12 protein-coding genes and 1 pseudogene are annotated in these 12,599 nt (G+C 61.6%); 11 read left to right on the forward strand and 2 right to left on the reverse strand.

Features of this window, described 5'->3' with window-relative positions:
• The first annotated feature begins 91 nt into the window (after positions 1-91).
• Positions 92-724, forward strand: a complete 633-nt coding sequence (locus tag H351_RS04230; protein WP_020909688.1) for a TetR/AcrR family transcriptional regulator — start codon at positions 92-94, stop codon at positions 722-724.
• Between the two features lie 38 nt (positions 725-762).
• Here the strand turns inward: H351_RS04230 and H351_RS04235 are convergent, their stop codons facing one another.
• Positions 763-1,836 (reverse strand): Lrp/AsnC family transcriptional regulator, encoded by a 1,074-nt coding sequence (locus tag H351_RS04235; protein WP_051636612.1) that lies wholly within the window; start codon positions 1,834-1,836, stop codon positions 763-765.
• A gap of 165 nt (positions 1,837-2,001) precedes the next feature.
• Between H351_RS04235 and H351_RS04240 the strand changes: the two genes are divergently transcribed.
• The 8 genes and pseudogenes from H351_RS04240 (at position 2,002) to H351_RS04275 (ending at position 10,967) form a co-directional block, all read left to right on the forward strand.
• The gene (locus H351_RS04240) at positions 2,002-3,219 is read left to right on the forward strand and encodes a M20 metallopeptidase family protein (RefSeq protein WP_029256671.1); all 1,218 of its coding nucleotides are present in this window, start codon (positions 2,002-2,004) and stop codon (positions 3,217-3,219) included.
• Positions 3,216-4,568, forward strand: a complete 1,353-nt coding sequence (locus H351_RS04245; protein ID WP_020909685.1) for an MFS transporter — start codon at positions 3,216-3,218, stop codon at positions 4,566-4,568. Before H351_RS04240 ends, H351_RS04245 begins: the two co-directional genes overlap by 4 nt.
• 46 nt (positions 4,569-4,614) lie before the next feature.
• The gene (locus H351_RS04250; RefSeq protein WP_019746000.1) at positions 4,615-5,862 is read left to right on the forward strand and encodes a CaiB/BaiF CoA transferase family protein; all 1,248 of its coding nucleotides are present in this window, start codon (positions 4,615-4,617) and stop codon (positions 5,860-5,862) included.
• Positions 5,819-7,326: pseudogene (locus tag H351_RS04255) on the forward strand (carboxyl transferase domain-containing protein). Before H351_RS04250 ends, H351_RS04255 begins: the two are co-directional and overlap by 44 nt.
• 79 nt (positions 7,327-7,405) lie before the next feature.
• Positions 7,406-8,884: an amidase gene (locus H351_RS04260; protein ID WP_029256669.1), complete on the forward strand. Its 1,479-nt coding sequence runs from the start codon at positions 7,406-7,408 to the stop codon at positions 8,882-8,884.
• Between the two features lie 20 nt (positions 8,885-8,904).
• A complete protein-coding gene (locus tag H351_RS04265; RefSeq protein ID WP_003943230.1) occupies positions 8,905-9,423 on the forward strand; it encodes a MarR family winged helix-turn-helix transcriptional regulator in 519 nt (172 codons plus the stop codon).
• Between the two features lie 121 nt (positions 9,424-9,544).
• Complete coding sequence (locus tag H351_RS04270) at positions 9,545-10,045, forward strand: hypothetical protein (RefSeq protein WP_029256668.1); 501 nt, start codon at positions 9,545-9,547, stop codon at positions 10,043-10,045.
• A 10-nt stretch (positions 10,046-10,055) separates the two neighbouring features.
• On the forward strand, positions 10,056-10,967 hold the full coding sequence (locus H351_RS04275; protein ID WP_244891434.1) for an NmrA family NAD(P)-binding protein: 912 nt from the start codon (positions 10,056-10,058) through the stop codon (positions 10,965-10,967).
• Between the two features lie 42 nt (positions 10,968-11,009).
• Here the strand turns inward: H351_RS04275 and H351_RS04280 are convergent, their stop codons facing one another.
• Positions 11,010-11,255, reverse strand: a complete 246-nt coding sequence (locus H351_RS04280; protein WP_007735598.1) for a DUF3253 domain-containing protein — start codon at positions 11,253-11,255, stop codon at positions 11,010-11,012.
• 108 nt (positions 11,256-11,363) lie between these two features.
• Here H351_RS04280 and H351_RS04285 point away from each other — a divergent pair, with 108 nt between their 5' ends.
• On the forward strand, positions 11,364-11,990 hold the full coding sequence (locus H351_RS04285) for a class I SAM-dependent methyltransferase (RefSeq protein ID WP_029256666.1): 627 nt from the start codon (positions 11,364-11,366) through the stop codon (positions 11,988-11,990).
• 128 nt (positions 11,991-12,118) lie between these two features.
• On the forward strand, positions 12,119-12,586 hold the full coding sequence (locus tag H351_RS04290) for a hypothetical protein (RefSeq protein WP_029256665.1): 468 nt from the start codon (positions 12,119-12,121) through the stop codon (positions 12,584-12,586).
• Positions 12,587-12,599 lie beyond the last annotated feature (13 nt).

A 12,599-nucleotide genomic window follows, 5' to 3' on the forward strand; every position in this document is an offset into this window, starting at 1 on the left:
GTGAGAACCTTTCACATATGGTGAACGTGACAGTCTGTCATGTCAAGCGGTGAAGGCCGTATATTCTCGTATCCATGACGGAGACTGCACGATGACGCCCGACGCCGTTCCCTCCCGTCGCCTCCCGGAACAGCAGCGCAGCAAGGTGCGCGTCGAGGCCATCTTGGACTGTGCGGCAGAGCTCATCGCGCGCGACGGAATCGATGCCATGACCATGAGTGAACTGGCATCGGCAGCAGACCTTCGGCTCCCGTCGATTTACCGGTACTTTCCGGGAAAGACCGCCATCGTGCAGACGCTGCTCGAGCGATACGAAACTCTGGTGCGTGCCAGGCTCATCGAATCGATCGCTCCCGCCGGGACGGTGCAAGACGCTCGCGAAGTCATCAGTTCCGTGGTCCGCGGTTACTGGCAGATCTTCCGCGACGACACCACGTACGCGGCGGTGTGGTCAGCCGCCGTCGCAAACCCCGATCTCGCTCGGATCGATGTGGAGAACACGCGTCAGACAAGTGCTCTCATCGCTGACGTGATCCGGGGTGTCGTGCCGGAGTCCATGCAGTACGACGTCGATCAGCTTGTCTTCACCTGCAATCACATCGCCGGTTCGACCGTCCGGTTCGCGACCCTCCTCGATCCCGACGAAGCTGAACGCATCGTCGACATGCTGGTCGATCACATACTGCCGACTGCGCTCGGTTTGTCCGGCACCGCAAAGAGTTGATCGTCCTGCTTTCCAAGGGCTTTCGAAGAGCGCAACATTCAGCTCGAGCTGGAAGGTTCCACACTGCGACGGGCCGGTTCACCGGGGCTGATCGGTACCGCTCCCACGCGGTACCCTCGCTCGTCGAGTAGATGACCGTTGAGCTTCATCGTCCACAGCGAGATCGCGCGATCTGCGATCGAGAGCCCGGGTAGTGCTTCGCACAACCGACCTTCGAGCCGTTGCGCGTCGTTCACGGACCGTGCCCACGCGACAATCAGCAAGTTGTCGCGACCAGTGACCCCCGTGCACCGGCGGACCTCGGGCATAGCCGAGATCGTCAGTGCAGCATGGCCGATCTGAGACGGTGAGACCTGGGCCCAGAGGATGACGGTCACTTGGCTTCCGGAGAGGGGGCGGGCCACTTCGCAGCGGGGTCGTGCCATTCCAGCGGCAAAGAGGCGCCGCGCGCGTCGTCGAATCGTGTCGATGCTGGCGCCACATTCCTCGGCCAACTCTGTGTACGACGCGCGTCCGTCCACCGACAGTGCAACCATGATGCGTCGGTCCATGTCTGTCGGCCGAAATGCGCCGTGGTGATCGACCGTGATGCGCGTTGCGGCCAGAGCATCTGCCTGACTCGAACTCAGCGCACGCAACCTCCACCGACTACCGCCGGTGTAGATCGTCCCGGCGAGCTGGATGCGGCTCGATACGACGCCGGCAATGGCACCCAACTCCTCGGTGACCCACTGCGACAGGACGCTCAAATCCGTCACCATCACCGTGACCAGCAGATCTCGTGCGCCCGTCACGTGTTCGATGCCGGTCACCATCCGCTGCTCACTGAGCGCGTGCGCCACGGCTTGCACGCTGCCGTTGACGCAGTCGATTTCCACGAAGGCAAGGTTTCCCAGACCGGAGGCGGCCAGGATCGGGCCAGGATTGCACCCTATCCACGCTGCACCGCGGTCGACCAGACGGATCCATCGACGCGACAGCGTCACCGGGTCGAGCTCGAGAGCTTTCCCGATCTGCGCCCAACTTGCCCTCGGGTTGATCTGCAAAGCGTGAACCATTGCCTGGTCCGCCGCGTCGAGCATGTCGAATTCCTTCATTGATTCATCACTCATGCGAAATTCCTGCGAATTCTCGATCATTCCTAAGGGAAGCTTCATCATAGCTATCTAGATCGTTACCTACGACACACCGTGCCGCGCTGCAAGAACTGCAGATCGCACCTGCGTCTGTATCCGGAACTTCGCGAGTCTTCCCCTGCCAATGAAAGGCCAAATTCTGTGAACCTGAAAGATGACGCAGACGAGATGCAGGGCGACCTCGTCGCGCTGCGGCACAAGTTACACCGTGAGCCGGAGATCGGTCTCGAGCTGCCACGAACCCAGGAGCGGGTGCTCGAAGCGCTGCAGGGTCTCCCACTCGAGATCTCCACCGGAACTTCGAGTACCTCGGTTACAGCCGTTCTGCGAGGTGCAGCAAGGGATTCAGGCGATACGACGACGGTGCTGCTGCGAGCCGACATGGACGCGCTTCCGGTCGACGAGCGCACCGGGGTGGACTTCGCCTCCACGAACGGAGCCATGCACGCGTGTGGACACGACTTGCACACAACCGCATTGGTCGGCGCGGCAAGGCTGCTCTCACATCACCGCGATCACTTGGCTGGTGACGTCGTGTTCATGTTCCAACCCGGTGAAGAGGGCTGGGGTGGGGCCAAGAACATGATCGACGAGGGCGTGTTGGATGCATCAGGTAGCCGTGCCGACTACGCGTACGGACTGCACGTCATGGCCAACGGGATCCCGGCCGGACTCTTCGTGAGTAGGCCGGGGCCGATCATGTCGGCGTCGCACACGCTCGACGTGACGGTGCGAGGCGCGGGCGGTCACGGTTCGTCGCCGCACCGCGCGAAGGACCCGATCACGGCTGCGGCGCAGATGATCACGTCGCTGCAGGTCATCGTGACACGGGATTTCGACGCATTCGATCCGGTTGTCATCACCGTGGGTGTCGTGGATGCGGGCACGGCAAACAACGTGATCCCCGATTCCGCACATTTCGGTGCCACCGTTCGTCACTGGTCGGCTGAGAACGAGGAACAACTCGGCGCAGTGATTCGCCGTGGACTGGAGGGCATTGCCGCCGCGCACGGCGTAGAGGTGGACATCGACTTCCGTGCCCAGTTCCCCTTGACCGTCAACAATGCGGAGGAAGTTGCGTTCAGTGAGGGCGTGATCCGCGAATTGCTCGGCGAGGAGCATTACCTGGAATCGCCAAGGCCGACAAGTAGTTCCGAGGACTTCTCCTATGTCTTGGACAGAGTCCCGGGAGCGTTCATCGGGCTCGGAGCTGCAATGCCGGGCTGCGATCCGGTCGCTGCTCCGACAAACCATTCGCCGCGTGCACAGTTCTTCGAGGGTGTGCTCGGGGATGCGGCCGCGGTCTATTCGGCACTGGCCGTCGAAAAGTTGGCCGTCACCGCTGGAGGTACACGATGAGCGATCACCACAAAGAAACCACACTGCCCTCGTCGAGGAAGAAGAACCTCAAGGTTCTGTTCGGAATCGGCACCGGCAACGCGATGGAGTGGTTCGACTGGAACATCTACGCGCTTTTCGCGGTGTTCTTCGCGCCACAGTTCTTTGCCAGCGGAAGCCCGATGTCCGATCTGCTGAAGACTTTTGGAGTCTTCGCTGTCGGGTTCGTCGCTCGTCCTTTCGGTGGAGTGCTCTTCGGATTGATCGCGGATCGCCGTGGCCGACAGTTTTCGATGACGGTGGCAGTCGGGCTCGCCGCAGTGGGGAGTCTGATCATCGGACTGACCCCAACGCACGAGACGATCGGGGCTTGGGCTGCCGTCGTGTTGGTGACGTGTCGAATGATCCAGGGTCTTGCTCATGGCGGAGAGTTGCCTTCGGCCAATACGTATATCTCGGAGATGGCGCCGCGAGAGAAGCGTGGCTTGTGGGCCAGCTTGATCTACTTCTCCGGAACCATCGGCATCATCTGCGGCGCAGTTCTGGCGGCGGTCCTCTCGGGAATCCTCACCGACGCCCAAATGAGCAGTTACGGTTGGCGAATTCCGTTTGTGCTCGGCGGTGTGTTCGGACTGTTCGCGCTGTACTTGCGATCACGGTTGCAGGAAACAGAGATCTTCGAATCATCTGCCAAATCACAGAAGTCGGAATCGCAGCAGTCCAAGCCCTCGCTGTGGTCGCAGATCCGTGAACACCGTCGCCTGCTGGTGCGAGTCGCCGCCATGACGGTTGGATCGACGGTCAACTATTACGTGTGGGCCGTCGCAACTCCGGCGTATGCCATCAGTGTCCACGGCGTGGATCCATCGGGAGCAATGTGGGCGGGAGCCGCCGCCAACGTGGTGTTCATCATCATGCTGCCTGTTTGGGGAACCGTCTCGGATCGCATCGGCCGGCGCCCGGTTCTGATCTTCTCGGGAATCATGATGATCACCTTGCTGTTTCCGCTCACCTCCATCATTCGGGGGCAGGCGTGGCAGTTGTTCGTGGCGATGGCAATTGCCCTGGTATTCATGGCCGGCACCGTGTCCATCGGTCCTGCTGTGTTCTCCGAGATGTTCCCGACTCGCATGCGTGCGGTGGGAATCGGATTGCCGACTTCCCTTGCCGTCGCAATTTTCGGTGGCACGACGCCGTATCTCCAGGCTTTCTTCGCCGACAAGGGAATTCCCGGCGTCTTCAACTGGTACGCCATTGTTCTGATGGCGATCTCGGTCGCTACCGTGATCTTCTTCCTGCCCGAGTCGAAAGGAAAGGACCTCACTGCTGCTGGAGAAGTTTCCGAATCCCTCTCTCCTTCCAGTGTTTAGCTCACAGATACGGAGCAGGTCTCCCATCGCCCGAGAGGATTTGGCAGTGCCGGCAGAAGCAGCAGTGACACCGAATTATCAAGGACCGCTGGCAGGTACAGTCGTCGTGGATCTGAGCAGGGCACTGGCCGGTCCGCATGCGGCCATGATGCTCGGGGATCTTGGAGCGCGCGTCGTCAAGGTCGAAACACCTGACGGTGGAGACGACACGCGTGGGTGGGGTCCACCTTTTGTCGACCCCGCCCGTGGCGAACGTGAATCGACGTACTTCCTGTCGGCAAACCGAAACAAGGAATCAATCGCCTTGGATCTGAAGTCCGAGAACGGTTGTCGAACTCTCACAGCCCTGATCGCACGCGCCGACGTTCTGATCGAGAATTTTCGCACCGGCGTGATGGACCGCCTGGGATTCCCGATGGAAAGGTTAGCGGAGATCAACCCCGGACTGGTCGTGCTGTCGATCAGCGGATTCGGCCATGACGGTCCTGAAGGTGGTCGCGCCGGGTACGACCAGATCGCCCAAGGTGAAGCCGGATTGATGTCTCTGACCGGTTCGTCACCCGATGACCCACAACGTGTCGGCGTTCCTATCGCCGATCTCCTTGCGGGAGTGCACGGAGCGTTCGGAATTCTTGCAGCACTTCGAGAGAGGGAGGTGACGGGCAGGGGACAAGTTGTCCGAACCTCCCTGCTGGCGAGTGTTGTCGGGGTGCATGCTTTTCAGGGGACGAGATGGACCGTCGCAGGGGAGATCGGCGAGGCTCAGGGCAATCATCATCCGTCGATCTGTCCGTACGGACTATTTCCGACGGCAGACGGTGCTGTACAGATCGCAGTCGGCAGTGAAGGTCTGTGGAAACGTTTCTGCGACGGATTCTGGATCGACCCGGATACACACGGTATGGCGACCAACCCGGAACGGGTCGAGAACCGTAAGAAGGTCAACGAATTGGTCGAAGCGGTCTTCGGGGCCTACGGGACCGAAGAACTGTTGACGAAGCTGGAGGCCACCGGCGTTCCGGCAGGAAAAGTCCGAAACCTGCGTGAGGTCTACGAGTGGGAACAGACCCGCTCGCAGGGGCTCCTCGTCGACGTCGATCATCGAACGCTCGGGAGGCTGACCATCCCGGGACCACCGTTGCGGTTCTTCGATCCTGACGGAAGTGAGGTCACCCGAACCGCACATCGACCGCCTCCTGTGCTCGGTGCGGATGGCGAAGAAATCATGAAATGGCTAGGAGAGCAAGGCAATGAATCGTCTGACGGCACACGAGTTGATCGATCTCACGTTTGATCCTGACTCGTGGGAGTCGTGGGATTCGAGTGTCCGTCAGAGCATGGCGCGTGGTGCGTACACGGACGAACTGGCCGCGGCGCGCGAGCGGACCGGACTGGACGAGTCCGTGATGACCGGGTCCGCAACGGTACGTGGACGCCGAGTCGCGGTACTGATCTGTGAGTTCGGATTTCTGGCGGGGTCGATCGGTGTAGCGGCCGGCGGACGCCTCGTCGATGCCATCGAGCGGGCGACGAGAGAAGCACTACCCCTTGTCGCCCTGCCGGTTTCCGGTGGAACACGGATGCAGGAGGGAACGACGCGTTCCTTCAGATGGTCAGGATCACCGCCGCTGTCACCGCGCACAAGGAAGCCCACCTTCCCTACTTGGTGTATCTCCGAAATCCCACCACAGGTGGAGTTTTCGCTTCCTGGGGCTCGCTCGGTCACGTGACGATCGCGGAGCCCGGGGCGCTCATCGGGTTCCTCGGTCCCAGGGTGTACAAAACTTTGTACGGCGTCGCGTTTCCACCTGGGGTCCAGACGGCCGAGAACCTCCACGCGCACGGGCTGGTGGATGCAGTGTGCTCTCCTGACAAGCTCGCGGAGACACTGGACGTGCTACTGCGGGTTTTGACCTCGCGCCCGACACTTGACGAGCGCGGACTGGCGCTTCCGAATGTCAGTGACCCCGCGACACCCGCCTGGGAAACGGTCCTTGCGTCCCGCCGTTCCGGACGGCCGGGCGTCCGCGAGCTACTTGGCCATTCGGCTTCAGACATGGTGCTCCTGAATGGAACCGGGCAAAGCCAACAGAGCCCCGCTCTGATTCTTGCGTTGGTCCGCTTCGGGGACATCTCGTGCGTTCTCCTCGGGCAGGATCGCCGTGCCCAGACCGGGCAACAGTCGTTCGGCCCGGCATCACTGCGTCAGGCGCGCCGGGGAATCAACCTTGCTCGAGAGCTTGACCTGCCGCTCGTGACAGTCATCGACACACCCGGCGCGAATCTGTCGAAAGAAGCTGAGGAAGGCGGACTTTCGAACCAAATTGCGAAGTGCCTGGCAGAACTCCTGGCGCTGAGGACGCCGACGGTATCGCTGCTCCTCGGCCAGGGTGCGGGTGGAGGCGCACTGGCGCTGTTGCCGGCGGACCGCATTCTCGCCGCTCAGCACAGTTGGTTGTCCCCGCTACCGCCGGAAGGTGCAAGCGCGATCATCTACCGCGACATCGTCCATGCGCCGGAGATGGTCTCGGCGCAGAACATTCGATCAGCAGATCTACTGGCAGACGGCATTGTGCATGCGGTGATACCCGAGTACCCCGATGCCGCCGACGAACCTGACCAATTCTGTGAACGCGTCGGCCAGTCATTACGTGCCGCGCTGGTCTCCTCTCTGAGAGAGACGTCCGAACAGCGCCTGAGTGGACGGCTGACGCACTTCAGTCGCATCGGGGAATCCCCTGTGGCGGTACCGATGTAAACCGGTCCGCGCTCCAATTCACCGAACTACTGATCAGCACCGACTCGAGGAGCATCACTTGAAGTCTTCACAGCCCACTTTGCCCGTTGGAAACGACATCGTTCGACTCGACGCATCCGATTTGTCGGCGGCAATTCATGATCGGCAAGTGTCATGCGAGGAGGTGATGAATGCCTATCTCGACCGGATCGAGTCCGTGAACCCTTCGGTCAACGCGATTGTCAGTCTTCGCCCACGACAGGAATTGGTGCAGGAGGCACAAGAGCACGACAAGCTCCTGGCCGATGGCCAGGATATGGGATGGATGCACGGGTTCCCTCATGCGGTCAAGGACACTGCCGATGTGGCGGGATTCAAGACGACTCGAGGGTTCTTTCGGGGTGAGTTCGACATCCCTGCAGCGCAAAGTGATTCGATTCACGTTGCTCGAATACGGGACGCGGGAGCGATCTTCGTCGGCAAGACCAACGTTCCGGAATTCGGTCTGGGCTCACACACCTACAACGAGATCTTCGGTGCAACCGGCAACGCCTACGACCCGAGCCGATCGGCGGGCGGAAGTAGCGGCGGTGCTGCCGTCGCAGTGGCTCTCCACATGGTTCCGGTAGCGGACGGCAGTGATTTCATGGGATCACTTCGAAATCCAGCCGCTTGGAACAACATTCTCGGACTTCGTCCATCCTTCGGCCGCGTACCCGCGAAGGGGCCGGATGTGTTCGTGCAACAGGCGGGGGTTCCCGGACCGATGGCGCGCACCGCTACAGATCTCTCGATGTTGTTGCAAACGATGTCGGGATACGATCCGCGCACTCCGTTGTCCATCGACTCGGACGGAGGCCTGGCGTCGACGTTGGAGCGAGATTTCTCCGGCGCACGGGCAGTGTGGATGGGTGACCTCGGTGGGTATCTCCCGATGGAGTCGGGAGTGCTCGATCTCTGTGAATCATCACTACCGATCTTCGAAGCACTTGGAATCGAGATGGATTCACAACATGGTCTGCCGAAAGCGGGCGGGTTCAACGGAAATGAGGATCTCTGGCCGCTATGGCTGACGTTCCGGCACTGGCTCGCCGGCTCTCAGCTGTACCCCCTCTACTACAACGCGGTCACGCGGGCGGCGCTCAAGCCCGAAGCTCGATATGAGGTGGAGGGCCTGGTCGATGGAACGGATGGGCGTCCGCCCATCGGGGCGCTGGACGTTTACGAGGCTTCGGTGAAGCGCACCGCGATGTACAACGCGTTCCTGACTCTCTTCGATACGTACGACTTCATCGTGCTACCGAGTGTCCAGGTGTTTCCGTTCGACATCGAAATGGACTGGCCCACATCGATCGACGGCAGGGCCATGTCGTCGTACCACCGGTGGATGGAGGTTGCAACAATCGCAACGCTTCTCGGTGTGCCGGCCATCAGCCTGCCTGCAGGCTTCAATTCTGAGGGGCTGCCAATGGGTATACAGGTTCTGGCTCGCAGTCATGCCGATCTGGACCTGTTGCAACTCGCGCACGGCTTCGGCAGCGTTGACACTCGCTCTGGTGAAGGGTTGACCAGAATGTAGTTAGGTGCCATATTAGTTGCATGGCAGTGGACGGAACCGATCACGACTCACCCACGTTGGATCAGGCGCGGCGGCAGTTGGAGCATTACGGCCTCGGGTCCGATCCGCAGGCGGTGCTGGTTGCGGTGCGGCTGATCTCGGCGGGCGCGCGGCTCGGTCGAGCAACCGAGGTTCACTTCGCGAGGTATGGACTGTCGACCGGCCGTTACCGACTGCTTGCGGATCTGGAAGACCATGACGGGGAGAAATCTCCCTCGCGACTGGCCGCTGATCTCGGCGTCTCGCGAGCCACGGTGACCGGGCTGGTCGACGGCCTCGAGCAGGAGGGTTTGGTCGCTCGGCGTCCGTCCGCGGAGGACGGGCGTGGTGCGGTGGTCGTCCTGACTGCTCGCGGCGCTCAGCGTTTACGTGACATGGCGCCCGAACACTTTGCTCGTCTCGAGGAAATGGTCGACGAGCTCACTGTCGACGAGCGTGCGGTTTTTCTGGATCTGCTCTCGCGGGTCGTTCGCGGTATCGGTGCGCTGACTGCGGAGTAGTCGGCTGGGATTCGAGGCATTCGTGTAGCGATTCGAATCGTCGCCAATTCTCGACAAAGGCTTCTCTCTCCATGCCCAAATAGTTAGCTACCTAATTAAAATCGGAAAGTTGGTCTCCTTCATGTCCGGACTCACCCCGCCGATCCGTCGCGAAAACAAAAGGGAGATAACCGATTCCAATCGACGCGTCGCGGTTGCCGATCGTCGCGCCGCACGACCTTTCACCCTGTGGAGAGAGGTGCTGGTCGCCTACCTTGCCCCTGCGCTGATGGCGGGTGCGGGCGGAGTCGCATCCGGCCAATCGGGCCTCACGATGGCGGCATTTACGTCCATTGCGGGCACGTCGGCAGCGGTGGCGTTGCTGATCGGCTCCTGGCTGCAGCGTCGCGGGAGGTCACGGCCGTGGACCACGGCCCTGCCTCGCATCATGGTGGCGGCAATTCTTGCCGTCGGAGCCGCTGCAATTGCTGGCCTCGTCGGGTGGTTCGCCTCCCGTTGGCTACCAGCTCACACGAGTGTGGTCGACACCGCTCGGCTTGCTCGCCTGCAACTCGATCTACCGATATCTGCCGCTGTGGCTGCCGTCATCGTCAGCTGGCGATGGCGCCGTCAGAATCCCTGACAGACAACACATGTCAAAGATCCCCGGCTTCGCGGGGAAGACCGAAAGGAACACGATGATCGTCATCATGGGAGCGTCCGGAACCACAGGCGGCGCGTTGCTACGCAGTCTCGCATCCTCGGGTGTGCCGAGCCGAGCGCTGTCCCGCGACCCGGACAGGCTGCGCGCCCACCTCGGCGATTTGGCCGACGGTTTGGTCGAAGTAGTGCCGGCCGATGCCGCAGACTCAACTTCGCTACGCACGGCTTTCGAAGGGGCTGAACAACTTTTCCTTGCCATGGCCAACGGACTCGATCAGGTCGAGCTCGAAACGCGTGTGATCGACATAGCCGCCGAGAGCGGCGTCGAACACATCGTCAAGATCTCCGATCCCGCCGCCGCGGCCGACTCCCCCATCGCTCTCTCCCGCGGCCACCATGCCGTCGGCGAACACCTGCGCGCATCCGGGATCCGCCACACTCTGCTCCGCCCCTATGCGTTCATGCAGAATCTGTTGCTCCTGGCTCCGGCGGTGGCTGCGCAAGGGGTGATTCTGGGCGCGATGCGGGACGCGCCGTGCAACTGGATCGACTGCCGAGATATCGGTGACGTCGCCGCGGCCGTGCTCACACGCGCCGACCTCGCCGGCGGTACCTACGTCCTGACGGGTAGCGAGGCAGTCGGCTACGGCGGCATCGCCGATTCTCTGACCCGCATGCTCGATCGCCCCGTCCAATATATCGACCTGCCACCGCACGAACTGCGGCAAAACCTCGTCGATCATGCCCACATGCCTCCGTGGCTGGCCGAGCACATTCTGGAGATCCAGCAACTTGCCGTCTCGCGCCCGGAGTCACCCACCGACACGGTGGCACGTGTCCTGGGGCGTGAGCCACGAAGCCTGGATGCGTTCCTGCGTGAGCATCTGGACCGTTTCCGCTGATTCACGCTGCGAGAGCAGTGCCGCCAGAAGTCACGCGGTTGATCAACGAGCCCACCGAATCCTGATCGGACCTCGTACGGATTCCGGGTCGACGACTTCGCCGCCCTGGGTGATCTGTACTTCGCCGTCGGCCACCATGTGGCGGGCAGCCTCTCGGACGGGTTCCATCAGCGGACGCCAATTGTCGGGTGCCGCTGCGCGGGCCACGTCGGAGGGGCAGATGCTCGACTCGGCCGATCGGGCACTGAGTAGTTCGCGGATCTTCGCCGCCAGTTCTTTCTCTTCCACCGTGTGACCTCAGTTTCCGGTCGTGACCGTAGGCCTTCAACAGAGTATGAACCTCCGGTTCGGCGAGTTGTGGCGAAGGAATGGTGCACATCGATAATTATTGACGGCGTGGAGAATTCGAGTGCAACGCGCCGCGACGTAGTCAGAAAGTCGTATTCGGCCAGATCCCAGGAGTACGCGGACCTCTTCGGTTCGATGGATTCGACGCACGTATCTGATCGGGCCCTGGTGACCAGCTGGGCTGCCACTTTGACCGGCCCCGTGCTCGACGCCGGGTGCGGGCCGGGGCAGTGGACAGACTTCCTGGCCCAGGGCGGGCTGGCTGTGTGCGGGATCGATCTCGTGCCCGAGTTCGTCGAACGAGCCCGCACCCGATACCCGGATCTTTCCTTCGAGGTCGGGGGCTTCGAGGCATTGGACGCGAAAACGAATTCACTGGGCGGCGTGCTGTCCTGGTACTCGCTCATTCACCATCACCCGCAAGATATCGAGGCACCGCTCGCTGAATTCGCGCGCGTGATCCGCCCAGGCGGTGGATTGTTAGTCGGCTTCTTCGAAGGCGCAACGGTAGAGCCTTTCGATCACGCCGCGACGACTGGTTATCGATGGCCGGTGACCGAACTTGCCGAGGTGCTGGTCACAGCGGGTTTCGACGTGATCGAGACCCATACCCGGACGGGGAGCGGTTACAGGCCGCACGGCGCAATCACTGCCAGCCGGCGCGGCGTCGAATAGCGGATCGAGACAGCGGATCGAGACGGGGCGAGCAATTCTCTTTCATTCATTTCGTGTGAGTGGTGTGCTGGATGAGTCACTCCCCGGCTTTTTCAGCACCGGATCATCCACAGTTGAAAGAAGGCGCCATGACCACGATCCATCTTCACAAGACGACCACTGCGACGCCCGAACAGGTCCTTGCCGGCCTGACCGACTTCGGCCCGGGCCGTGAGGAAATCTTCGGCCGCAGTGCGGACAGCTACCTGAAAGTGCACCAACAAGGACCCCATGATGCTGATGTCACCGAGGGCTCCAGTGGTATCTGGGAGCGTCTGCACTACGACTGGACCGACCCGCACCGCGTCGTGATGACAACCACCGACTCCAACCTGTGGGGCGGGGCGTCGAGCCATACCTACACGCTGACCCGGCAGCCGACGGGCCTGACCGATGTCGAGGCCGTCGTGGTCCGGGACGGCAAGAACCTCAAGGGAAAGCTCCTGGCGTCGGTACTCGGACTCGTCGGCACCCAAGTGCTGGGAAAGTCGTTCACGAAGTCCATCGATGCCATCGAAGCTCGCAACGGTGGCGCGAGCGGCGGCAACACACAGTGACAAGAACCTGACG

This window comes from Rhodococcus erythropolis R138 (assembly GCF_000696675.2).
GTDB classification, from domain to species: Bacteria; Actinomycetota; Actinomycetes; order Mycobacteriales; family Mycobacteriaceae; genus Rhodococcus_F; species Rhodococcus_F erythropolis.